Below are 23,144 nucleotides of genomic sequence, written 5' to 3'. Positions count from 1 at the left end.
CCCGGCTTAAACCGGCTCCGTCATCCTGATTTTGCCGCTCGCGCCCCCGCATAGAAGATCGGGAAGGCCGGCGCGAATGGCCCCGGCGTCAGAAAGGCGCCATGCATCTCGCGAATGGAGATACCCATGGCCTCGATTATGACGAACACCTCCGCCATGACCGCGCTGCAGACCCTGCGTCGCGTGACCGGGGATCTGGAGACCACGCAGGACCGCATCTCGACCGGCCTGAAGGTCAACAACGCCAAGGACAACGCCGCCTACTGGTCGATCGCCACGACCATGAAGGCCGACGTCGCCGGCTTCAAGGCGGTGAAGGAGTCGCTGGAGCTGGGTTCGGGCACCACCAACACCGCGTCGGTGGCGTCCAAGAACATCGTCGAGAACCTGCAGACGCTGAAGGCCCGCGTCATCGCCGGCCAGACCAACGGCGTCGACAAGACCCTGATCCAGAACGACGTCGACCAGCTGGTGAAGCTGATCAAGGGCGCCGCCGCCGATGCCTCCTTCAACGGCGACAACCTGCTGCGCGTCACCTACTCCAACGACGGCACGGCCAAGGACAAGAACGTCTCGATCCTGGCCTCGCTGAGCCGCAGCGACAGCACGGTCGACCCGAGCTACATCGAATTCCAGCGCCAGGACATGCGCGTGGAATCGATCGTCGGCAAGGCCACCATCGAGCAGCAGGTCGATTCGACCAATGACCTGAAGGCGTCGGTCGGCATCAAGCTGGGCGCGCCGGACACCACCTTCATCGATGGCCAGAACCTGGGCCTCGGCGCCCTGACGCTGACGGTCACCAAGGAAGACGGCAGCAAGGTCGACGTGTCGGTGGACCTGTCGGCGCAGACCTACGACACCGACCTCGCCACCACCCAGGGCAACATCGAGACGGCCGTCAACGCCGCCCTGACCACGGCCGGCGCCGACTTCCAGGTCGCCTTCAACGGCGACACGCTGGAATTCACCGACCAGGACGTGAACACCGACGGCAACTTCACCGCCCAGATCTCCGGTCTGTGGGTCGGTTCGAAGGAAAGCGACGCCTTCGGCGGCCTCGCCGATCTGACCCAGATCGACGTGGTCAACAACTCCAAGAAGTCGCTGGAAGTCATCAACTCGCTGCTCGACAGCGCCATCGGCAAGGCGTCGGTGATCGGCTCGATCGAGAACCGGGTGTCGGTGCAGAACGACTTCGTCTCGAAGCTGACCGACTCGATGAACAAGGGCATCGGCGCACTGGTCGACGCCGACATGAACGAGGAATCGAGCCGCCTGCAGGCCCTCCAGGTCCAGCAGCAGCTTGCCATCCAGGCTCTGTCGATCGCCAACCAGGGCCCGCAGAACATCCTGTCGCTGTTCCGCTAAGTCCCTTCGTGGGTGGTGCCGTCGTCCGAGTGCCCGGACGACGGTGCCGCCCCGTCGGCCATGCCCGTTCACGCCGCCTGCTGCAAGTCGGAGCGGGCATCGCCGACGGCCGGCTTCCCGTCGCCGGGTTTCCACCCGTCCCCCAAGACCCACCGCAACCGGTCCGGCTTCCCGCCGCCAAGGACCCCACCGCAGGGGTGCGCCCATGAGCATCGCCGCCTACCACCGGACCATCGCCGAGTGCGACGATCCGCGAAAGATCGAATACCGGGTGTTCCTGCGGATCACCCTGGCGTTGGAAAACAACCGCCATGCCGACTGGCGCTGCGCCGAGCTGAAGGACGCGCTGTGGCGGAACCTGGAGCTGTGGAACGCGTTGCGCGCCGACCTGCTGGAGGATGGCAATGCCCTGCCGGAAGCGTTGCGCGCCGGGCTGGTCTCGCTGTCCTTCGCGGTGAACCGCAACACCCAGCGCGTTCTGCGCGGCGAGGGCGGCATCGATCTGCTGATCCACATCAACCGGTCGGTCATGCAGGGCCTGCAGGGTGCCGCCCAGCAGCCGGCACGGGAGCTGGCCACGGAGGAACTGTCCTATGGCACTTAAGCTCCGCCTCAAGCCGTGCGAGCGGGTGGTCATCAACGGCTGCGTCGTGCAGAACGAGAATCGCCGCTACACCCTGACGATCTCCAATTTCGCGCAGATCATCCGCGGCAGCGACATCCTGCAGGAAGAGGATGCGGTGACCCCGGTGCGCCGCGCCTATTTCCTGATCCAGAGCATGCTGCTGGACCCGGCCACGGCCGCCGCCGGCAGCGGTGCGGTGGCGGAGATGATGGCGCAGCTCTACACCACCTTCACCCGCCCCGACATCCAGGACCGCATCGCCGGCGCCATGGGTCATGTGGGCGAGCGCGACTATTACAAGGCGCTCTCCGCCCTGCGCCCGGTGATGGAATATGAGGGGACGCTGCTGTCGGCGGCCAATGCGGCGCCGGCGGTGTCGATCCAGGCGGCCCAGGCGGTGCAGATCGACCGTCACGCGGGAGGATGACGTCATGTCCACCCCTGTCGCCGGCGTGACCGGCCCGAGCGGCGAACGCTCCCCCGCCAGCGCCGACATCATCGCCGAGGCCCGCCAGCGGCAGGCCGACCGTCTCCGTGCCGCCCAGGCCGAGACGACCAAGCCGGCGGAGGTGGTGGAGCGCAGCGCGAAGACGGACGCCGCGGAGGCGGAACCCAAGCATGCGGCCCGGCCCTACCGGGTCAACCTCGACCCCGACACGAGTCGACTCTACACCGAGGTGCTCGATACCGCGACGGGGGAGGTGATCATGCGCATCCCCGCCAGCTACGGGGCGGAAACCGACGCCGCCGACGAGGAACCGGCCGTTCCGCGCGACGGCAGCGAAATCGGGGCCGGGATCAGGGCCGGGATCAGGGAGGTGAAGGCATGACCACCCTCGTCGACCTCCGCGTCGTCAGCCGCAACCACGACCGCTACGAACAGGCGGTGCGCAGCCGGCCGGCGGTGCAGCGGGCCATCTCCTATTTCCAGGAGAATATCGGCAAGGTCTCCAGCACCGAAGAGTTCATGAAGGACGACAAGCTCTATCGCTTCGTCCTGGAGGCGTTCGACCTGGGCAGTCAGGCGAAGTCGCGCGGCCTGATCCGCAAGGTGCTGGAGGAGGGGGTCAACGACCAGTACTCCACCGCCAACCGGATGAGCGACACCAAGTTCCGGGAGATGGCGACCATCCTCGGATTTGCCGAGAATGACGGCGCCAACCTGAAGCAGCCTGCCGTCGTCCAGGCGATCATCGACCGCTATGTCAACGTGACGCTGGAGGTGGAGTCCGAGACCACCAACCCGGCGGTCCGCCTGGGTCTCTATTTCCAGCGGCGGTCGGGCAACATCAACAACTGGTATCAGGTGATGGCCGACAATGCCCTGCGCAAGGTGGTCTACACCGCGCTCGGCCTGCCGGACCAGACGGCGCTGCTGGACGTCGACAAGCAGAAGGCGCTGCTGGAGAAGCGGATGGACATCGCGGACCTGAAGAATCCGCAGAAGGTCGCCAAGTTCCTCGACCGTTTCGCCGCGATGTACGACATGCAGAACGGCGGCGCGACCGCCACGGCGGCCATGCCGTCGATCGGACCGATCTCCCGCAGCGGGCGCGCGTCGGTCATCTCCATCGATCCGTCCATCACCATGACGCTGATGAGATTCCCGCGCTTCTGACAGGCCCGCGGGGCTCGGCAGAGGGGAGAACCCAGCCTTGCCGCCAGCCGGCACCCCACAGGACAGACCGGGACGGGACCGCATCCGGCCGCCCGCCACCACCGGAGCGGCGGCGGTGCGGCTGAAGCCGCCGGCCTCCTCGGAGGAGGATGAAGCGCGCGATGCGCTGCACATCCTGCCGCTGTCGATCCTGCCGCTGGAAACGCCCGGCCTGCGCCGCGCCCGGCTGATCAAGAATGTCCGGCTGGAGACGGTGGCGGAGCTGTTCAACGACGCCCAGACCGGCAGCGGCCAGATCGGCATCAACCAGCTGCCCAAATGCTTCGGCATCGACGATCCGCAGTTCCGCCGCGACCTGCGCAAGATCGCGCAGATCGCCGAAGCGGCCAGCTTCGACGTCTACAGCCTTCGGCTGGAGCTGCGCCGGCTGAACATCGACGTCGACGATTCCGATGCCTTGCGGCTGTCGCAGGCCAAGCGGGCGGAATTGACCAGCTACATGCGCGTCTTCACCCGGCCGCTGATCGAGCATGTCTACGGCATCCAATGCTCCGAAATCGCCAGCATGGACGAGCTGATCCGCCTGTTCGCCCAGCCCGACGTGGAGGAGGCGCGGCGCCGGCTGCAGATGACCGCCGACCGGCTCGACATCCCGCTGCAGGAAATTCCCGCCTTCCTGGAGGAATATGCCGACATCTTCCTGTCGCTGGCCTATTTCAAGCGCTGCCTGGACGACATCGTTCCCGACGTGCAGGGCTTTCTCGGCTGGATGGCGGAGCTCTATCAGGTCAGCGAGGTGCGCCGCGACACCCGCCAGGGCCGGATGCTGGACGAGATCGGCCATGACCTGACCGACATCGCCACCTCCATCACCGGGCGCTTCGAGAGCTTCGACAACCGGTCCCGCGATTTCTGGCGCGACATCAACCCGCAGAGCTTCCGCAGCATCCGCGACCTGATCGTCACCCATCACCTGACCATCGGCGGCGTGCTGTGCGGGCTGGCGGTGAAGATGAACCTGTGGAAACACCGCTTCGCCCGCGGCGGCGGCCCGGTCCGCCGGCTGGAATTCATCCGGTCCGAGATCCTGCCCGGTCTGGCCCACATCAAGACCATCGAACAGGCGTCGCGCAACAACCTCGGCGGGTGAGGGGCGGCGTCAGCTCCGCTTGTCGTCGGCGGCGGGGGCCGGCCGCGAGACCACATAGGTGCCGGCCGCCACCATGACCGTCCCGACGCCGCCGAGCACCAGATAGCCCGGCGAGGACAAGGCGAGCACGGTGAAACCGGACGACATGCCGGCGATGGCGAAGACCTTCGCCTTGACGGGAATGGCGCCGCGGTCCTGCCAGTTCCGCACGGCATGGCCGAAGCGCGGATCGTTGCGCAGGCGCTCGCGCAGGGCCGGATTGCTGCGGGCATAGGCCCAGCCGGCCACCAGCAGAAAAGGAACCGTGGGCAGAACCGGCAGGACCGCGCCGGCCGTGGCGAGACCGACCGCGGAATGGCCGATCAGCAGCCAGAGCCACCGCCGGCTGCGCGGCGTGCCGGCATTGTCTCCCTCACCACGATTCTCGCCGTTGTCCGCCACCTGACCACCCGCGATTCGAAGCCGGCGGGAATCGTAGCATGGCTGTCCATCGCCGCTCCAGGGCATCCGGCGGCATTTCCGGAGCTGTTTCAATACCGGGGAGAATCACCCAGCCTTGCGGAGCGCCCCCGGCGCGCCGGCGTTGGCGGTCGCCTCCAGGCTGTAGAGCTTCGCCAGCAGCTGCGGCGCCGGGCGGTCGTCCGCCGGGACGGCGAGCGCCGCCGCCGCGGTTTCGGTGGCGGGAGACTTGCGCCGCAGGGCTTCCGCCAGCGCCTGGGGGGAGGGGAGGGCGGGATCGGCACCATCGCCGGACCCGGCGTTCATCCAGGGCAGCGCCCCAATCGCCTTGCCGTCCGCCAGTGTCGTCGCGGGGCCGGCGTCATCCTCCAGCAGGCCGCCGATATGGCCCAGGACGCTGTCGCCCGTGACCTCCTCGAACGCCACCATGGCGGCGCTGCCGATCAGGCCGGGCAGGCCGCCGAACAGGAAGCCGCCGGCCAGCCGGGCGGGGATCGAGATGCTCTCTCCCGTCGCCTCGCGGTAGACCGACGACACCACCGGCAACTGCTGCAGCGGGTTGACCGCGTCCACCAGATCGTCGAAGCCGAGGCTCATCTTGTCGTCCAGGCTTTCCGCCTTTTCCTTGCGGGCCGGCTGTGCCGTGGGCGGGGTGACGGCCTGGGCGGCCAGCCGGGTATTGACGCTCATGCTTGGTCTCCGATGGCGGCGAGCAGCGCGTCCAGGCGCGCGAAGCTGTCGGCGGATGGGGAGGGGTCGTCCTTGCCCTGGCTCAGGAACTCCTCCAGCCGCGGGTGCAGGTCGATGGCGGCGTCGGTCTCCGGATCGGTGCCGCGCTTGTAGGCGCCGAGCCGGATCATCTCCTTCATGCCGTCATAGGTGGCGGCCAGCGCGCGGGCGCGGCCGACGATGCGGTTCTCCCGCGCGTCGTGGCAGCCGGGCAGGCTGCGCGACACGCTGCGCAGCAGGTTGACGGCGGGATAGCGCCCCTGTTCGGCGATCCTGCGGTCGAGAACCAGATGCCCGTCCAGGATGCCGCGCACCGCGTCGGCGATGGGCTCGTCATGGTCGTCGCCGTCGACCAGAACGGTGAAGATTGCGGTGATGTCCCCCTCTCCACCTCCTTCCGGGCCGGGACCGGCGCGTTCCAGCAGGCGGGGCAGTTCGGCGAAGACGCTGGGCGGATAGCTCTTGGCGGTCGGCGGTTCGCCGGCAGCCAGCCCGATCTCGCGCTGGGCCATGGCGAAGCGGGTGACGCTGTCCATCAGGCAGAGAACGTGCTTGCCCCCCTGGCCTCCGGAGTCCCGCATCTCCTCCGCCACCGTCATGCAGAGCAGGGCGGCCTGCCGGCGCATCAGCGGCGGCTCGTCGGAGGTGGCGACGATGACGACGGAGCGCGCCAGCCCCTCCGGTCCCAGATCGTCCTGGATGAATTCGCGCACCTCGCGGCCGCGCTCGCCGATCAGGCCGATGACGATGGCGTCGGCCTCGGCATGGCGGGCGACCATCGCCAGCAGGGTCGATTTGCCGACGCCCGATCCGGCGAAGACACCCAGACGCTGGCCGCGGCACAGCGGCACGAAACTGTCGATCACCCGGATGCCGCTGTCCAGCCGCTTCCCCACCCGGCGCCGGGCGCAAGCGGCCGGCGGCGGCTGGCGCAAGGGCCGCGGGTGTTCGCCATTGACCAGGGGACCCTTGCCGTCGATGGGCTCGCCCAGCGCATTCACCACCCGGCCGAGCCAGCCGGGACCGGGGCGGAGCGTGAAGGCGGTGTCGTCGGTGACGGCGGCGCAGCCTTCCGCCACGCCGTCGAGGTTGTCGAAGGCCATCAGCAGCGAGCGGCCGTTGCGGAACCCGACGGTCTCGCACAGCACGCGGCCGCCGCGCACGGTTTCCGCATGGCATTTGTCGCCGACCGACAGCACGCGCTGCAGCCCGTCGACCTCCAGCGTCATGCCGGCGGCGGAGCGGATTTCCCCGCGCCAGTGGCGCGTCGGCAGCCGTTCGAGTTCCGCCGCCAGTGTGGCGAGTGCCGGCATCGGCGCTGTCTCCATCATGTCAGTCGATGGAGGCAGCCTAGAGGAGGGAATTTAAATCCGGTTTTAAACGGGCGGGTTCATCGTCCGCCTCGTGTTCCGGAGAGATGTGGTGGAACGAGGTCGCAATGGATTTAGGTAAAATCGGTTTCTTTCAGCTTGCCGGTACGCGCCTGGACTATCTGGCGCAGCGGCAGAAGCTGGTCGCCGAGAATGTCGTGAACGCCAACACGCCCGACTACCAGGCGCGAGACCTGAAATCCTTCGACAGCGTGATGGAGGGCATCCGGCCGGTTGAGACCGCCCGGACCTCCGGCCTGCATCTGGCGGGCGCCCGCTCCACCGCCGGCTTCCGCGAGGCGGGCAAGGCCGGCCTGTGGGAAACGACGCCGTCGGGCAACGCGGTGTCGCTGGACCAGGAGATGATCAAGGGCAGCGAGACCCGCGACGCCTTCGCGCTGACCACCAGCCTGTTCCAGCGCAATGTGCAGATGCTGCGCATGGCCTGGAGAAATGGCTGAGGGCGAAACGGCTGACGGTATTCGAGACGGAGACGAGCCATGATGAACGATGTCCTCGGCACCACGCTGAAGATCGCCGGCGCCGGCCTTCAGGCGCAATCGACCCGGCTGCGCGTGGTGGCGGAAAACCTCGCCAACGCCGATTCCACCGCCACCACCAAGGGCGGCGATCCCTATCGCCGCAAGACGGTGTCCTTTGACAGCGTGATGGACCGCGGCGTGGGGGCGGAACTGGTGCAGGTCAAGCAGATCGGACGCGACCGCAGCGACTTCCAGCTCGCCTACGATCCCTCGCACCCGGCAGCCGACGACAAGGGCTATGTCAAGAAGCCAAACGTCCAGCCGCTGGTCGAGATGATGGACATGCGCGAGGCCGGCCGCGCCTTCGAGGCCAGCATGAACGTCATCGAACAGTCGCGCGCGATGATGACCCGCGTCGTCGACCTGCTGCGCAGCTGAGGAACCGTTCCATGATCGAGATGTCCGTCGGCCGCGTCGCCGCCGCCTACGCCGCCAACCGCAGCCCCTTCGTCGCGGGCCTTGCCGAGACCCAGGCGGCGACCTCGCCGCTGTCCGCCACCGGCCAGACCGATGCGGTGGAGGCCAGCGCCGAAAGCGACTTCGGCGGCTTCCTCGACAAGTCGATATCGCAGGCGGTCGACACGCTGAAGGAAAGCGAGCGCGTCTCGCTGGCCGCCGTGTCGGGCAAGGCGAGCGCGCAGGATGTGGTGCGCTCGGTCCTGGCGGCTGAGATGACGGTGCAGAGCGTCGTCGCCATCCGCGACAAGATGGTGCAGGCGTATCAGGAGATCATGCGGATCGCGGTTTGAGTCCTCGCACTTGCCCCCACCCTAACCCTCCCCCGCTCTCAGCGGACCTACGGTCCGCCTGCCGCGTCAGCACAAAGCGGAGCTTTGTGCGAGAGCTGGGCGGGGGAGGGGACAAGTGCTTGTGCGGGAGAGTGGCGGTAGTCCCTCCCCCGCCCAGCGGGGGAGGTTAGGTGGGGGTCTAACTTCGACATTTTCTCCACTTCCTCCATAAGGACCCCCCATGAACCAGGCCGACGTGCTGGAGGTGCTGCGCAGCGGCATCTGGACGACGCTGCTGATCGCCGCGCCGCCGCTGATCGTCGCGGTGCTGGTGGGCGTGACGATTTCGCTGGTGCAGGCGCTGACCCAGGTGCAGGAGATGACGCTGACCTTCGTGCCGAAGATCGTCGCGATCCTGGTGGTGACGGTGCTGGCGCTGCCTTTCATGTATGGCGCGCTCGCCACCTACGCCGACCGGCTGAGCGACCTGATCGTCGCCATCGACTGATGCCGTGGCGATGCGGCGCCCCCTGTTGCGAGCGGTCATCCCCCTTCTCGGGCTGCTCGTAAGTCCGGCCGGCGGTGCGGCGGCGCCGCCGGCCAACAACTCGCAGATCGGGGTGTGGAGCACCGCGCTCTACGCCGCGCCGAAGGCACCGGCCCCTCCGGCGTCACGCAAGGCCTTGCCGCCGGAAGCGCAATGCATCGCCGCCATCCTGGATGCGGAGAAGGCGGCCGGCATCACCGACCATCTGCTGCTGGCGATGGGCTTCACCGAATCCGGCCGGCGGACGGAGGACCGGCTGTTCACCGCTTGGCCTTGGACCGTCAACACCGAAGGGCGGTCCCACTATTTCCCGACGCGCGACGATGCCATCGCCTTCGTGCGTGCGACGCAGGCGCGCGGCGTGCGGTCCATCGACGTCGGCTGCCTTCAGGTGAACCTGCGCTGGCACCCGGACGCCTTCCCCGATCTCGTCACCGCCTTCGATCCGGTCGCCAACGCCCGCTATGCCGCGTCCTTCCTGTCGGCGTTGCGGCGCGACCACGGCTCGCTGGAGAGCGCCATCGCCCGCTACCACTCGTCCCAGTCCGAACGCGGCGAGGCCTATCGCCAGCGGGTGACCGGCAACCTGCGCTGGGTCGCCGGGGCGCTGGGCTATCTGGAGACGCTGGCGGCGGGTCCGGGCGGCGGCGCGGCTTCCTTCACCCCGGCGGAGCGCGGCCGGCTGAGCTTCCTGTCCGGCCTGTTCGCCGACGGCCCGGCCCGGCCGCTGCTGCCGACGCAGTGACAGCTTAAATCCCGGTTTTACCGCACCCTCCTATCGTTGGCGAAAAGCCCTTCCTCCACAAACCCGTCGGGACCTCCATGACCTTCACGGATCACGTCCGCAGCCGGTTCGGCCTGATCGGCGACATCGGCCTGGCGAACCGCGACGTGCTGTTCGCGGTCGGCATCCTGCTGGTGCTGGCGGTGCTGTTCCTGCCGGTGCCGTCCTGGTTCCTCGATCTCGGGCTGGCGCTGTCCTTCTCGGTCGCGGTGCTGGTGCTGATGGTGTCGCTGTGGATTCCGCGGCCGCTGGACTTCTCGTCCTTCCCCACCGTGCTGCTGGTGGTGACGATGCTGCGGCTGGCGCTGAACATCGCATCCACCCGGCTGATCCTCAGCGAAGGGCACAACGGCCACGCCGCCGCCGGCCACGTCATCCAGGGCTTCAGCCAGTTCGTGATGGGCGGCAATTTCGTCATCGGCGTGGTGATCTTCTGCATCCTGGTGGTGATCAACTTCGTGGTCATCACCAAGGGCGCCACCCGCATCGCCGAAGTGGGTGCCCGCTTCACGCTGGACGCCATTCCCGGCAAGCAGATGGCGATCGACGCTGATCTCTCCGCCGGCATGATCGACGAGGTCGAGGCGCGTCGCCGCCGCAAGGAGCTGGAGGACGAAAGCACCTTCTACGGCGCGATGGACGGTGCGTCAAAATTCGTGCGCGGCGACGCGGTGGCCGGGCTGGTCATCACCGTCATCAACGTTCTCGGCGGCATGGCCATCGGCATCGCCCAGAAGGGGATGAGCTTCGAGCACGCCGCCTCCATCTACACCACCCTGACGGTGGGGGACGGGCTGGCGACGCAGATCCCGGCACTGGTGGTGTCGCTGGCCGCCGGTCTGCTGGTGACCAAGGGCGGCAACATCGGCTCCGCCGAAAAGGCGGTGATCGACCAGCTCGGCGCCTACCCGAAGGCGCTGATGGTGGCGTCGGGCCTGCTGGTGGCGCTGGCTATCACGCCCGGCCTGCCGATGGCGCCCTTCCTCGCCATGGGGTCGGCCTTCGCCGTGCTGGGCTGGTACGCGCCGCGCCGCAAGGCCCGCGCCGCGGCGCTCGCCAAGCTGGAGGAAAGCCGCAAGGCGCCGCCCGCCGCGCCCGAAGAGGCGGTGGAGGACATGCTGAAGGTGGACGAGGTGAAGGTGGAGGTCGGCAACCACCTCGTCCCGCTGATCCTGAACAAGAACGGCCCGCTGACCACCAAGGTGAAGACGCTGCGCAAGCGCTTCGCAACCGAGTTCGGCTTTGTCCTGCCGTCGGTGCGCATCAAGGATTCCAGCTTCCTGCCGCCCAAGAGCTACGTCATCAGCATCATGGGGGTGGAGGCCGCGAAGGGGGAGGTGCGTCCGAAGCACCTGCTCGCCATCGACCCCACCGGCGGTGCCGTGCCCGACATCGCCGGCGATCCCACGCGCGAGCCGACCTTCGGCCTGCAGGCCAAGTGGATCGACCCCTCCCGCCATGAGGAGGCGGTGGCGAAGGGGTATACGGTGGTCGACCCCGAAAGCGTCATCACCACCCACCTGACCGAGGTCATCAAGGACAACCTGTCCACCCTGCTGACCTTCGCCGCCTTGCAGAAGCTGATCGACGGTCTGGGCCGCGAGTACCAGAAGCTGATCAACGACATGGTGCCGAGCCAGATCTCGTTGGTCGTGCTCCAGCGCGTGCTCCAGCAGCTTCTGTCGGAGCGGGTGTCGATCCGCAACCTGCCGGCCATCGTCGAAGCGGTGGCGGAGGCGGTCGGCTGGACCCGCCACATCACGCTGATCACCGAACATGTGCGGATGCGGCTGGGCCAGCAGATCCACCAGGGGTTGGCCGGCCCGGACGGCTTCGTGTCGGTCATCGCGCTCAGCCCGCGCTGGGAGCAGGCCCTGCTCGACCACATCGTGGTGGAGGGCGACGACCGCCGCTTCGCGATGCCGCCGAGCCAGGTGCAGGAGTTCCTGACCGCAGTGCGCCTGAAGATCCAGAAGCACGCCACCTCGCAGGTCTGGCCCGCCCTGCTGGTGGGGGCGGAGGTGCGGCCCTTCGTCCGCTCCCTGTTGGAGCGCGTCAGCCCGATGACCCCGGTGCTGAGCCATGCTGAGCTGCACCGCAAGGCGTCGCTCAAGACCATCGATCAGGTCTAGGCCGATGGATGCGCTCAGCCAGTTCCTGAGCCTGGAGATCTACCGCGGGCTCCTCGTACTTGCACGGGTGGCGGCGGCCATCGGGCTGCTGCCGGGCTTCGGCGAGGCGGCGGTGCCGATGCGGGTGCGGGCGGTGCTGGCAATCATCGTCACGCTGGTGCTGCTGCCGGGAGTGGAAGGCCTGCCGGAGCGCATGCCCGACCAGCCGGTGGAGATGCTGCGGGCGTTGGCGGGGGAATCGCTGGTCGGCGCCTATCTGGGGCTCGGCGCCCGGCTGTTCATGGCCGCGCTGCAGACCACCGGCGCGCTGGTGGCGCAGGTGGTGGGGCTCAGCAACCCGTTCTCGATGGAGGCGGCGGGGTTCGAAGGCGGGTCGGTGCTGTCGGGCGTGCTGCTGATCGGCGGGCTGGCGCTGCTGTTCGCATCGGACGTGCATTACCTGATGATCGGGGCGCTGGCGCGCTCCTACGGCTCCTGGCCGGCGGGGGTGTTCCCGGACCTCGGCATGGTCGCCCAGCGCTTCGCCGAGCTGTTGGCGGCGACTTTCCGGCTGGGGGTGGGGCTGGCGGCGCCCTTCATCCTCTACGGGCTGGTGATGAATGTGGCGCTGGGGCTGGTCAACCGGGTCATGCCGGCGATGCCCGTCTATTTCGTCGCGACGCCCGGCGTGCTGATGGTGGGCATGGGCCTGTTCATGGCGACCGCCGGCGCGATGCTGACCGCCTTCGTCGCCGCGCTCGGCGGCTGGCTTTCGGGATCCTGACCGATGGCGGAGCAGGACGACGAGCAGAAGACAGAGGAACCGACAGAGAAGCGCCTGCGCGAGGCGGCGGAGAAAGGCGACGTTCCCCGCGCCCGCGACGTCGGCCTGCTGTCCGCCATGGTCGCGGCCTGGATGATCGTGCTGATGGCGGCGCCCGGCGTGTCGTCGCATCTGTCGGGCCTGCTGCTGCCGCTGATCGAGAATCCCGATGACATCCGCATCGACGGCAGCGCCATCGACGTCATCCACAGCCTGCATTGGCTGATCGTCGGCACGGCGGTGGCCCTGCTGCCGGTGCTGGGCATCCTGCTGGGTGGGGTGGTGGTTTCGGCGCTGGGGCAGGGGCCCTTTCTGGTCGCCTCCGACCGCATCCGGCCGAAATGGTCGCACCTGTCGCCCGCCTCGGGCTGGAAGCGGATGGCCGGACGGCCGGCGCTGATCGAATTCGTCAAGAGCCTGGTCAAGCTCGCCATCATCAGCGCTGCGGCTTGGTATGCGCTGGCGCCCTACATCGCATGGACGGAGGATACTGTGGGCATGGACGTCGCCGGATTGCCCGTGCTGCTGCGGGACGTGACCTTGCGGCTGCTGCTGGCGGTGCTGCTGGCGACCGTCCTGATGGCGGCGGTGGACGTGCTGTGGAACCGCCTGGAATGGCGCCGCCGCCTGCGCATGAGCCACCAGGAGATCAAGGACGAATTCAAGCAGATCGAGGGCGACCCCCACGCCAAGGCTCGCCTGCGCGACATCCGCCGCTCGCGCTCCAAGAAGCGGATGATGGCGAATGTCCCGCGGGCGACGGTGGTCATCACCAACCCCACCCATTTCGCCGTCGCCCTGGAGTATGAGCGCGGCAGGACCGCCGCCCCGATCTGCCTTGCCAAGGGTGCGGACTTGATCGCGCTGCGCATCCGCGCGCTGGCGCAGGAGCACGGCATCCCCATCGTCGAGAACCCCCCGCTCGCCCGCGCCCTCCACGCCTCGGCCGAGGTCGACGCCACCATTCCGCTCCAGCATTATCAGGCGGTGGCGGAGGTCATCACCTATGTGCTGAAGCTGAAGGGCGGTCTGGCGCGGCGGGGGTGAGAATTTGGTAGCAATCGCCTTCTGTTCCACAAGAGGGGTTGCCCTTGCAGGTGCGTTTTTTGGCCGGGACTTGAGCGATTGCATGGGCCATGCCGATAGAATCCCACGGCGCCGCCTCTATGAATCCGGTGTCTGCGGCAGTGCACCGGAGACTTCAAGCGATGAATTCACCATATTGAAACAATTGTCATCGCAGCGCACGTAAAGTAGACTTTTGATCTTCTTCATAAAATCACTAGGCTTGAACGGAATGGAAATCAATGCGCATATTCCTGCATCTGCAGCTTTCTCCGCCATTTTCGGCGTCACAGCAGAGCTGGTGATTACGAATGGGATTATAGATATATGTTTTGTTTTTGCCTCCAGGCATGGATCTTTTGTCTGGCGAAATCTGACCATCTCTAAAAGTTGAAGCGCTTTCTCACGGATTGTGTCTGCGTTTATAATGACAATGCTAATCTCGCTCTCCGAAAGAAGCGAAAGAGCGTCTTCGGTGGAGAGTGAGCGATAGATGTGTTTCAGTTTAAGGCCAGAAAGGGTTCTTTCCATCAATTCGCTGGACGACGCATTGCCGTCGACAATCAAGGCAGTTGTAGATTTAAAATTACACGCCTTGGCACAAATGTTACTATCGATACCCATTGCCGCAAGAACCTGGATGTAAAGTTGCCCTATTGGAATTTGATAATCGGCTGTTAAGATGTGATTAAAGAATGTCCGGGAGAGGTCCTATCTTCCTCAGCCGAATCAATGAGAAACTGCCGCAGGCGCCATTTGTGATCCATTTCGGCAACTCTCCGATAGCCGTCGGATGGACCATTCGCCGAAAGCGTGTTCCACGCTGTTCCATCTTCCGGCGATCACCGCCCTCTCACAGTGCGAGGGAGGGAGCCGTCCGCTATGGTACCCTTGCCATGCCGCCTATCGCGTGCCAGGAACGGGACAGCCTACCCGTGACGTGAAGGGGACCCCAATGCCGCCGCTTTCCGCAAAGCCCGCCGCCAAGGCTGCAGCACCCAAATCGGCCGCCGGGTCGCTGGCCGGCTTCTGCCCCTGGGCGGGGGAGGAGGGGGTGCGGGTCTATCTGCGGCCGGTCGGGTTGATGCCGATCGCCGCCTGGGCCAAGGGGGCGGCGGTGCCGCTGGCCGGCGGGCGCTTCGCCTTCTCCACCGCCGAACTGATCGTCCGCGACGGCCTGCAAGATGGGGCCTCCCGCATCGAGCGCGCCTTCGCGCCGCTGTCGGAGATCATGGCCTGGGCCTGGGAGCGGTCGCGCGCGGTGGCGGAGGCGCTGGACCGCCAGCTCGGCGCCCTGACCCGCGCTCGCGCGCCCTTCGCCGGGCTGGCGCTCGACCGGCCGCTCATCATGGGCATCGTCAACGTGACGCCGGACAGCTTCTCCGACGGCGGCGACTTCCTCGACCCTGCCGCCGCCATCGCCCATGGCGAGGCGATGCTGGCCGCCGGCGCCGACATCCTGGACATCGGCGGCGAATCCACCCGCCCCGGCGCCGCCCCGGTCCCGCCGGAGGAGGAGGAGCGGCGCGTCCTGCCGGTGATCCGCCATTTCGCCGGCAAGGGGGCGGCCGTGTCAGTCGACACCCGCCACGCCCTGGTGATGGAGTCCGCGGCTGCGGCCGGCGCCCGCATCGTCAACGACATCGCCGGGCTGTCTGATCCGGAGGCGCTGCCGGTGGTCGCGCGAACCGCCACCCCGGTTGTGGTGATGCACATGCAGGGTGAGCCCGGCACCATGCAGGCCAACCCCACATACCGCGATGCGGCGCTGGACGTGTTCGACTGGCTGGAGGATCGGGTTGCCCGCTGCGTCGCGGCCGGCGTGCCGGCGGAGCGCATCGCCGTCGATCCCGGCATCGGCTTCGGCAAAAGGACGGAGCACAATCTGGAGATCCTTCGCCACACCGCGCTGTACCATGCGCTGGGCTGCACGGTGCTGATCGGGCTGTCGCGCAAGGGCTTCATCGGCCGCCTGTCGCGTGATGAGCCACCGAAGGAGCGGCTGGCCGGCTCGCTCGCCGCCGGGCTGGAGACGCTGAACCAGGGCGCGCAGATCCTGCGCGTCCACGACGTGGCCGAAACGGCGCAGGCCCGTGCCCTTTGGGAAGGATTGCACCCCCGCTGAGATCCTCTGTAACCCTTCCGCGCAGCCGCCTAAGGGAGCTTGACCCGGCCGGGCTGCCGCGCGAAGAAACATCCTTCGCTTGCGCTTTCGGCCCCGAACCCCGACATCCGGGCCTGAAGACGGTTCCTGCACGAGGTTTTCATGACGCGACACCTGTTCGGCACCGACGGCATCCGTGGCACCGCCAACATCGACCCGATGACCGCCGAAACGGCCCTGCGCGTGGCGATGGCGACCGCGCTGCAGTTCCGCCGCGGCGACCACCGCCACCGGGTGGTGATCGGCAAGGACACCCGCCTGTCCGGCTATCTGCTGGAACCGGCGCTGACCGCCGGCTTCATCTCGATGGGGATGGACGTGGTGCTGGTCGGGCCGCTGCCGACCCCGGCGGTCGCCATGCTGACCCGCTCGCTCCGTGCCGACATGGGCGTGGTGATCTCCGCGTCGCACAACCCTTATCAAGACAACGGCATCAAGCTGTTCGGCCCCGACGGCTACAAGCTGTCGGACGAGGTCGAAGCGGCCATCGAGCGGCGCATGGCGCTGCCCTTCGCCCCCGACCTCGCCGGCCCCGCCGATCTCGGCCGCGCCAGCCGGCTGGACGACGCCACCGGCCGCTACATCGAATATGTGAAGAACACCTTCCCGCGCGGGCTGCGGCTGGACGGGCTGAAGATCGTCGTCGATTGCGCCAACGGCGCCGCCTACAAGGTCGCGCCCAAGGTGCTGTACGAGCTGGGAGCTGATGTGATCCCGGTCGGCGTCAGCCCCGACGGCACCAACATCAACAAGGGCTGCGGCGCCACCGCCACCCAGACGCTGCAGGAGCAGGTGGTTGCCCATGGCGCCCATCTGGGCGTCGCGCTGGACGGCGATGCCGACCGCCTGATCATGGTGGATGAGTCCGGACGCCCGATCGACGGCGACCAGCTGATGAGCCTGATCGCCACCTCCTGGGCACGGTCGCAGACCCTGCGCGGCGGCGGCGTGGTCGCCACCGTGATGTCCAACCTGGGGATGGAACGCCATCTCGGCGGGCTCGGCCTGCATCTGGCCCGCACACCCGTCGGCGACCGTTATGTCGTCGAGATGATGCGCGAGCGCGGCTACAATGTCGGCGGCGAACAGTCGGGCCATGTCGTGCTGTCCGACTATTCCACCACCGGCGACGGGCTGATCGCCGCGCTTCAGGTGCTGGCGGTGCTGATCCAGGCCGAAGGCCGGTCGGCCAGCGAGGTCTGCCGGGTGTTCGATCCGGTGCCGCAGAAGCTGACCAACGTCCGCTTCGCCGCCGGAAGCAAGCCGCTGGAGGATGCCGTCGTCCAGCAGGCGATCAAGGAGGGCGAGGCGCGTCTGGCGTCGAGCGGCCGTATCCTGATCCGAAAGTCCGGCACCGAACCGGTCATCCGCGTGATGGCGGAGGGCGACGACGAGGCACTGGTCCATGGCGTCGTCGGCGACATCGCCGATGCCATCCGCGCCAGCGCCGCCCGCAGCCTGGAGGCCGCGCAATGACCGGCGGTCCGGAAAAGACCGGTACGGTGAAGGGCCGCGTCCTGATCGTCGCCGGGTCGGATTCCGGCGGCGGTGCCGGCATCCAGGCCGACATCAAGGCGGTCAGTGCGCTCGGCGCCTATGGGATGACTGCCATCTCCGCGCTGACGGCGCAGAACACCACCGGCGTCTATGGCGTGGTGCCGGTCGATCCGGCCTTCGTCGCCTTGCAGATGAAGGTGGTGCTGGAGGATATCGGTGCCGACGCAGTGAAGATCGGCATGCTCGCCAATGCCCCCGTCATCGAAGCGGTGGCGGCGGAGTATGAGGCCCGCGCGGTCAACGTGCCGCTGGTGCTCGATCCCGTGATGATCGCCAAGAGCGGCCATCATCTGCTCGATCCCGACGCCGTTGTGACCCTGCGCAAGCGCCTGCTGCCGCTGGCCGAGGTGGTGACGCCCAATCTGCCGGAGGCGGAGGCGCTGACCGACCTGCCGATCCGCGACCTGGACGACATGCGCCGCGCGGCGGAACTGATGCTGAGCTTCGGCCCGAAATCGGTGCTGCTGAAGGGCGGACACCTGGAGGATGACAGCCTCTACGACCTGCTGCTGACGGAAGAGGGCGAGACGGTGTTCGAGGGCCGGCGCGTCCACACGCCGCACACCCACGGCACCGGCTGCACCTTGTCGTCGGCGATTGCCGCGGGGCTGGCTCAGGGTCTCGGCACGCGCGACGCGGTGGCGCGGGCGCGGCGGTATGTTGAGACGGCGATCCTGACCGCGCCGGGGCTGGGCCACGGTCACGGGCCGCTCAACCACCTGCACACGGTGCGGGAGTTTCGGTGAAGGTGGCGGGGGGACTCGGCGGAGAGAAAGCGCAACGGATTTGGCGGGCTGTTTTCCCGTGAGCCTCCCTCTCGCGCTCGGGTTTGTTGTAGCCGATCCACCCCGATGCCCCGCGTTATGACGCGTGGCGTTCTCCAAATCGCTGTTCGAATTCATCCGAGTTCATGTCATCAACTGCTTGCCATGCCCCACGGACAGCGGAATCCCGTGCCGATTCGGCGGCGGTTGCCATTTGATGGACCTGTTTCAACGCGCGCAATCGACCGACCGACGTGCATGTGTCCTCATAGCCGCGGCTGATCAGGAAGCTGGATTTCTCGCTATTGAAGCTCAGGAGATCCGACACCGGGTCATCCCGGTTTATTGGCATCTGAAGTGCGATCTCGATGATTTCGGTGTCCGGAAATTTCCGGCGGTTCCATAGAGTGGCTTCGCTCAGGTGGGAGACGATAAGGTGTGTACACCCGGCATCCACAAGCGGGGTTGCCGGCGTATTGCCCTGGCAACTCGCGCCCCCACCAATCCCGCCATCTACATACATCCGGTCGCCCACCCTCTGGGGGCCAAACAGCAGCGGTATTGCGGCAGATGCCAGAATGGCTTGAATGCGCCTGTCGGGTGCCAAACTCTGGATATCCAGAAACTCCGACTCCGCGGTGGGCAGATCGAGCACTTTGGCGATCCCTGCGAGGGTATCGGCCAGAATCCCGTTGGAGCGGAAGACAGAAACATAGAACGGTCGTCCTTTGGACACCGCGTCCTGATCAAGAACATCGTGCAGGATTTTCCGGATCGGGCCATCGCTCAACAGGGAAATCTCGCTTTGGATCGCATCAAAGGCGAGTCCAAGCAAGCGAGGATTGAAAGGCAGGGAGTCCTTCAACGTCTTGAGAACCGGCAGTTGGATGCCGGTCGCCAGCAGAAGCTGAAAGAGGCCGGGCACATTGGGATGCAGCGGCGACTGGATGCCCAGGGCTTCCCACAGTTCCGTCAGCGTGTCCGCCGCCCGCCGCAACGAAGAGGCGGATGCCACGACGGACCCGTTCAGCGCCCCGATGCTGGCACCCGCCACCATGTCGATGCCGATTTGCAAGTCGTCGAGGGCCCTGACCACGCCGGCATGATAGGCGCCCAACGCCCCGCCGCCCGACAGCACCAAGCCGACGCGCGGTCTGGAAGCACGTTCATTTCCAGCTGCAGCCGTCATCATGATTGCGTCTCCTGCGCATCCTGGTTGGAACCGGACGCACTTGACCGCCATTGGGGCCGCGTCAACGCCTCCTCGTTCATCCGCATGGCGACCTGTTCGCTGGTCAGAAGGCGCGGCAAGTGTATCGGGAATTCGGTTCCCGACGAGAACCGGGCCGCCGTCCAAACCAATGGCTCCTCCTCCGCTCGCGCCCAATCTCCAACACAGGCGATTGCTTGCAGCAGATCGGGGGCGGCGGCGTGATCCTGGATAGACAGCCAGGCATGAACTGAGATTACCCGGTCACGGTCACGGCCTCCCATACCCAAGGCGGCCCGGGAGATGCGGCGGGCTTCCTCGATGGCGATGCGGCGTAGGCCGTCCGCCCGTTCGGGATGCGCACGGCAATAATGACCGAAATCCCCCCAGTACAGCTGGTCGAAGACGATGAAGATCTGCGTCAGCAAAGGAACGTGATTGAAACGCCCGGCTTCCCACGCCGCCATCACCAATGTCCGCTGATCGTCGGCGCGGTCCTTGAAATCCAGACGGCGCACCTCCTGCGTCAGATCGGCCATCCGGGCGGCGATGTCCTGGCGGGCGCGATCCAAGGCCACCAATGCGGTGCGGGTCTGCCCCAGCTTTTCCGTCAGACGCTCGACGGTTTCGCCGAGGGCAGACACCGCGAGATCGCTGCGCGATTGCCGGAGGGTAAGGTCGGTCAGCCATCCCACCGCAGCTTCCAGCCCGTCGACCAAGTGATCATTGATCTGCTGCTGTCGGGTCGCTCCTGTACCGGTGATTGCGGCCCAGCAGCGCGACAGCAGATCGGAATGCTCAGCCTGATAGGTGGTTTTCTGGCGAGCGACCAGCAACCCGTTCGCACAATCCGTCAGCATCTTGTCGGTCAGATGCGGACAATAAGCGGAAACCTCGGGCGCGATCGCCGACGAGCCGGGGTCGTTAAGGTCAGGTGCGCTCATTGGATTTCCTGTTCGAGGGCAGTCAGGAAGTTGGCCAGGGCGACCGTTTCAAGCTTCAGAATTTTTTTTTGCGCCGAAAGAAGTTCCAGAATTCTTTGCTGAGCATCCCGGAGCTTGCGTTTGTCGGCCTTGGACGCCAGCAGATCGCCTCGGATTTTTTCGATCTTGGAGCGCATGTCATCAAAAAAATCTTTCTGCTTTTTCTCGATTTCAACGGAAATATATTTGTTCATGGTGGAATTGACAGATTTTATATATTCTTCGAGATACGAGATTGCTTTTTCGACAAGGACATTGAGATCAACCGGATAGTACGATTTTGAAACATCATCATAACCCCAGTCATCCTGGAAAAGTATGGTTCCGAACAATCTCTTGACAAAACCGAAACCACTTTGCGCGACTTTCTGGGTCTCTTTCTCCTCAACTATTGTGACATCAATGCTTTTTACAGATTTTGCGCTGACATCGATCTTTCTGATATCGATCAAGGACAGCCGAATCTCTTCATAGCCGGCGTTGTGCAAGCGGCTGCGGATCTCATCGAACAGCGGGGTGGCACGATTCCGAATCAGGTCGCCAATCTCGGCAATGTATCGCTCCTTGGCCTGATCAACTTGATCGACAAACTCCCCACGCGCAGCCATGATCGCCCTCTCCACCTCTTCGCGAACATCCCTTATCAAGGCCATTGCATCGTCGCGGTTGGAGAAATTGATCACGCCTTGTCCGGCAAAAGTTCCGCGTGACATGCGCTCGTTGATCTTGGGACGGCTGGATCGATAGCCGGGAGCGGAGCCGGTGAACATTGATATGATATTGAAAATGTTTCTTATGGAGTGGGGACGTATATTTTCTTCAGCATCGCGCTGACGCTCGGCCTCTGCCCGTGCCTCCGCAGAAAAGATATCCTTGATCTGATTGCTTAGACCAAGGCAGCTTTCACTGAAGAGTTGTGCGCAGGATTTCTTCAGCTTGAGCATTCCGGCTGCCAGCGCCTCGTTGCTTTCCTGCTCCAGAACCATAATGGTTTGAATATCGCCTTCCAGCCCATCGATATCGGCTTGCAGTTCAGTCGCATCCTTTTTCAATCCGGTGCTGCGGGCATCGATGAAACCGGCGACCTCCTCGCCATTATGCTCCAGCTTCCTCGCGGCCGAGCGCAGACTGTTGAACGCGGCAAACTGATGGCCATGGCGGATCACTTTGTCCAGCGGCGCCTGGAAGCCGGATTTCCGGAAAAGACTGGCTGCCCGGTTCCGCACCTCATCGTGATCGGCCAGATCGGCCTCTTCCCAGCTCGCACCAAACGCCATTGTGGCGAAATCCTCGATCCAGGGCTGTTCATCCGGATTGAATTCTTGGAAATCCATGCTCCTGATCACGCGGTTGGCCAGAAACGCGCGCTGGGACGACACAAGAAAGATCTGATCGGGCGACAGCGTGACCCGGCGCTCGCCGGCATCGGTGCTCAGGCGATGGGCCAGTTGCGCCCTTAACTCCTCGACGGTCACTGTATCGTTACGGGTCTTCTGATCGTATTTGTTGACAATGACATAGACCCTGCTCGGATCCTGCGATCCGCCCAACACCTGCGCCAGTTCCTGACGAATATTCGCGTCGGCTTCGGAGTTGAGCTGTGTGAAATCCATAACCACCAAGATGGCGGAGCTCTGCTTGAGCTGTCTGCGCAGATTTTCGGTCAACGCTGCCGAATGACCAGCCTCGTTGGGGCCGGGGGTATCGAGAAGGGTGAATTGCCCCTTTCCCCCTTCCGCCGGCAGGTGGCAGAACTCGACTTCGATGACAGGAAACTCATGCACCTCGTCATATTCATCATATGGGAAAGGCAGATCGGCGACCCGCGCCAGCCTTACCAGATCGTTGACATGGCGCAACAATGATGCAATGGCCTCGCCTCCTTCCGCCATCCGGTCCATGGCGGCGAAGGTTCCATTGCGGATCTCCTCCACCAATCGCCGCCCGTCGGGCGCGGCTACAAAATCGGCGTAATCACGGGAGGAGGGCGGGGTGGCCAAACGGTCCGACAGCTTTCCGATCAGTGCATTCAAAGGCTCCGGGTTCGGGAAGATCAGGCGCGGCACCTTCCTGCCCGGAGTATGACGGATCATGGTGGGCAGCGCCGTCATCGGATGGCTGCGGGCCGGCACGATCTCGGCACCGACGATGGCGTTGATGGTGGTCGACTTCCCGGCCTTCATCGTGCCGATGACCGCCACGACCATCTCCAGGTTCCGGACCTTGGTCGATTCGCCCTTCAATTCCTCAAGACGCCTGAGGGCGCTGGTGGTCGTGAAAGTCTGGCGAGGGTCGTCGTTCAGAAGATCGCCTTGCGCAATCTTTTTGATGATTTTTTGGTGAACATCGAGGAGACGGATAGCCTCGTCATGCAAAAACTCAATATTCATCCCGTGCATCGTATCCCTCAGCGAAAATCTCAAACCGGCGTCCACCCCCTGATCCGCAGCGAGGCGCAACCGTTGGGGCATCATATTTCCGAAATCTCAATTTGCACGCTATACTCAATGCCGTCGACCTCGCAAGTCGACATAGGATCGAGTT

The 23,144-nt window shown here is 65.5% G+C and carries 24 protein-coding genes; 17 read left to right on the top strand and 7 right to left on the bottom strand.

The annotated features are described in order from the left end of the window. Positions 1 to 126: 126 nt before the first annotated feature. From J2Y49_RS28035 to J2Y49_RS28010, 6 genes are all read left to right on the top strand, one after another. Positions 127 to 1,371: a flagellin gene (locus tag J2Y49_RS28035; protein ID WP_149228407.1), complete on the top strand. Its 1,245-nt coding sequence runs from the start codon at positions 127 to 129 to the stop codon at positions 1,369 to 1,371. A gap of 205 nt (positions 1,372 to 1,576) precedes the next feature. Then, positions 1,577 to 1,975: a flagellar biosynthesis regulator FlaF gene (locus tag J2Y49_RS28030; protein ID WP_310118690.1), complete on the top strand. Its 399-nt coding sequence runs from the start codon at positions 1,577 to 1,579 to the stop codon at positions 1,973 to 1,975. Further along, positions 1,965 to 2,423, top strand: a complete 459-nt coding sequence (locus tag J2Y49_RS28025) for a flagellar biosynthesis repressor FlbT (protein ID WP_310118689.1) — start codon at positions 1,965 to 1,967, stop codon at positions 2,421 to 2,423. The genes J2Y49_RS28030 and J2Y49_RS28025 overlap by 11 nt, the downstream gene beginning before the upstream one ends. 4 nt (positions 2,424 to 2,427) lie before the next feature. Beyond that, a complete protein-coding gene (locus tag J2Y49_RS28020; protein WP_310118688.1) occupies positions 2,428 to 2,826 on the top strand; it encodes a hypothetical protein in 399 nt (132 codons plus the stop codon). Then, positions 2,823 to 3,614: a DUF1217 domain-containing protein gene (locus J2Y49_RS28015; RefSeq protein ID WP_310118686.1), complete on the top strand. Its 792-nt coding sequence runs from the start codon at positions 2,823 to 2,825 to the stop codon at positions 3,612 to 3,614. The genes J2Y49_RS28020 and J2Y49_RS28015 overlap by 4 nt, the downstream gene beginning before the upstream one ends. A gap of 37 nt (positions 3,615 to 3,651) precedes the next feature. Beyond that, the gene (locus J2Y49_RS28010) at positions 3,652 to 4,764 is read left to right on the top strand and encodes a hypothetical protein (RefSeq protein ID WP_310118685.1); all 1,113 of its coding nucleotides are present in this window, start codon (positions 3,652 to 3,654) and stop codon (positions 4,762 to 4,764) included. A gap of 9 nt (positions 4,765 to 4,773) precedes the next feature. Here J2Y49_RS28010 and J2Y49_RS28005 read toward each other — a convergent pair whose 3' ends face one another. The 3 genes from J2Y49_RS28005 to fliI form a co-directional block, all read right to left on the bottom strand. Further along, positions 4,774 to 5,205: a YbaN family protein gene (locus tag J2Y49_RS28005; protein WP_310118684.1), complete on the bottom strand. Its 432-nt coding sequence runs from the start codon at positions 5,203 to 5,205 to the stop codon at positions 4,774 to 4,776. Between the two features lie 105 nt (positions 5,206 to 5,310). Beyond that, entirely contained in the window at positions 5,311 to 5,913 is a 603-nt protein-coding gene (locus tag J2Y49_RS28000) for a hypothetical protein (protein WP_310118682.1), read from the bottom strand. Next, on the bottom strand, positions 5,910 to 7,265 hold the full coding sequence (gene fliI, locus J2Y49_RS27995) for a flagellar protein export ATPase FliI (RefSeq protein ID WP_310118681.1): 1,356 nt from the start codon (positions 7,263 to 7,265) through the stop codon (positions 5,910 to 5,912). Before fliI ends, J2Y49_RS28000 begins: the two co-directional genes overlap by 4 nt. A 125-nt stretch (positions 7,266 to 7,390) precedes the next feature. Here fliI and J2Y49_RS27990 point away from each other — a divergent pair, with 125 nt between their 5' ends. From J2Y49_RS27990 to J2Y49_RS27955, 8 genes are all read left to right on the top strand, one after another. Then, positions 7,391 to 7,783 carry a flagellar biosynthesis protein FlgG gene (locus J2Y49_RS27990; protein WP_310118680.1) on the top strand — a complete coding sequence of 131 codons (393 nt, stop codon included), beginning with the start codon at positions 7,391 to 7,393 and terminating at the stop codon, positions 7,781 to 7,783. 39 nt (positions 7,784 to 7,822) lie between these two features. Continuing rightward, on the top strand, positions 7,823 to 8,242 hold the full coding sequence (gene flgC, locus J2Y49_RS27985; RefSeq protein ID WP_310118678.1) for a flagellar basal body rod protein FlgC: 420 nt from the start codon (positions 7,823 to 7,825) through the stop codon (positions 8,240 to 8,242). 11 nt (positions 8,243 to 8,253) lie between these two features. After that, positions 8,254 to 8,613: a flagellar hook-basal body complex protein FliE gene (locus tag J2Y49_RS27980; RefSeq protein WP_310118677.1), complete on the top strand. Its 360-nt coding sequence runs from the start codon at positions 8,254 to 8,256 to the stop codon at positions 8,611 to 8,613. Positions 8,614 to 8,833: 220 nt separating this feature from the next. Continuing rightward, a complete protein-coding gene (fliQ, locus tag J2Y49_RS27975; RefSeq protein ID WP_310118676.1) occupies positions 8,834 to 9,100 on the top strand; it encodes a flagellar biosynthesis protein FliQ in 267 nt (88 codons plus the stop codon). Positions 9,101 to 9,110: 10 nt separating this feature from the next. After that, positions 9,111 to 9,884 (top strand): lytic transglycosylase domain-containing protein, encoded by a 774-nt coding sequence (locus J2Y49_RS27970; RefSeq protein WP_310118674.1) that lies wholly within the window; start codon positions 9,111 to 9,113, stop codon positions 9,882 to 9,884. 77 nt (positions 9,885 to 9,961) lie between these two features. Continuing rightward, the gene (gene flhA, locus J2Y49_RS27965) at positions 9,962 to 12,055 is read left to right on the top strand and encodes a flagellar biosynthesis protein FlhA (protein ID WP_310118673.1); all 2,094 of its coding nucleotides are present in this window, start codon (positions 9,962 to 9,964) and stop codon (positions 12,053 to 12,055) included. A gap of 4 nt (positions 12,056 to 12,059) precedes the next feature. Further along, positions 12,060 to 12,818 (top strand): flagellar biosynthetic protein FliR, encoded by a 759-nt coding sequence (locus J2Y49_RS27960; protein ID WP_310118671.1) that lies wholly within the window; start codon positions 12,060 to 12,062, stop codon positions 12,816 to 12,818. Between the two features lie 3 nt (positions 12,819 to 12,821). After that, positions 12,822 to 13,904: a flagellar type III secretion system protein FlhB gene (locus J2Y49_RS27955; protein ID WP_310118669.1), complete on the top strand. Its 1,083-nt coding sequence runs from the start codon at positions 12,822 to 12,824 to the stop codon at positions 13,902 to 13,904. Between the two features lie 117 nt (positions 13,905 to 14,021). Here J2Y49_RS27955 and J2Y49_RS27950 read toward each other — a convergent pair whose 3' ends face one another. Beyond that, a complete protein-coding gene (locus J2Y49_RS27950) occupies positions 14,022 to 14,546 on the bottom strand; it encodes a hypothetical protein (protein WP_310118668.1) in 525 nt (174 codons plus the stop codon). 331 nt (positions 14,547 to 14,877) lie between these two features. Here J2Y49_RS27950 and folP point away from each other — a divergent pair, with 331 nt between their 5' ends. The 3 genes from folP to thiD all read left to right on the top strand — a co-directional run bounded on the left by folP (position 14,878) and on the right by thiD (position 18,389). Continuing rightward, positions 14,878 to 16,047: a dihydropteroate synthase gene (gene folP / locus J2Y49_RS27945; protein WP_310118667.1), complete on the top strand. Its 1,170-nt coding sequence runs from the start codon at positions 14,878 to 14,880 to the stop codon at positions 16,045 to 16,047. A gap of 141 nt (positions 16,048 to 16,188) precedes the next feature. After that, complete coding sequence (glmM, locus tag J2Y49_RS27940; protein WP_310118666.1) at positions 16,189 to 17,562, top strand: phosphoglucosamine mutase; 1,374 nt, start codon at positions 16,189 to 16,191, stop codon at positions 17,560 to 17,562. Beyond that, positions 17,559 to 18,389 carry a bifunctional hydroxymethylpyrimidine kinase/phosphomethylpyrimidine kinase gene (gene thiD / locus J2Y49_RS27935; protein WP_310118665.1) on the top strand — a complete coding sequence of 277 codons (831 nt, stop codon included), beginning with the start codon at positions 17,559 to 17,561 and terminating at the stop codon, positions 18,387 to 18,389. Before glmM ends, thiD begins: the two co-directional genes overlap by 4 nt. Before the next feature lie 115 nt (positions 18,390 to 18,504). On the opposite strand, the gene J2Y49_RS27930 is transcribed toward thiD, so the two are convergent. From J2Y49_RS27930 to J2Y49_RS27920, 3 genes are read right to left on the bottom strand one after another with little or no spacing between them, the layout of a single operon-like run. After that, on the bottom strand, positions 18,505 to 19,599 hold the full coding sequence (locus tag J2Y49_RS27930; RefSeq protein ID WP_310118664.1) for a patatin-like phospholipase family protein: 1,095 nt from the start codon (positions 19,597 to 19,599) through the stop codon (positions 18,505 to 18,507). Further along, positions 19,596 to 20,561, bottom strand: a complete 966-nt coding sequence (locus tag J2Y49_RS27925; RefSeq protein ID WP_310118663.1) for a diguanylate cyclase regulator RdcB family protein — start codon at positions 20,559 to 20,561, stop codon at positions 19,596 to 19,598. The genes J2Y49_RS27930 and J2Y49_RS27925 overlap by 4 nt, the downstream gene beginning before the upstream one ends. After that, positions 20,558 to 23,035, bottom strand: a complete 2,478-nt coding sequence (locus tag J2Y49_RS27920) for a dynamin family protein (RefSeq protein WP_310118662.1) — start codon at positions 23,033 to 23,035, stop codon at positions 20,558 to 20,560. Before J2Y49_RS27920 ends, J2Y49_RS27925 begins: the two co-directional genes overlap by 4 nt. Between the last annotated feature and the right edge of the window lie 109 nt (positions 23,036 to 23,144).

Source organism: Azospirillum sp. BE72, from assembly GCF_031455875.1.
In the GTDB taxonomy this organism is placed as follows: domain Bacteria; phylum Pseudomonadota; class Alphaproteobacteria; order Azospirillales; family Azospirillaceae; genus Azospirillum.
The sequence above is the reverse complement of the archived record's forward strand: the minus strand, read 5'-3'. Positions and strand labels throughout refer to the sequence as shown.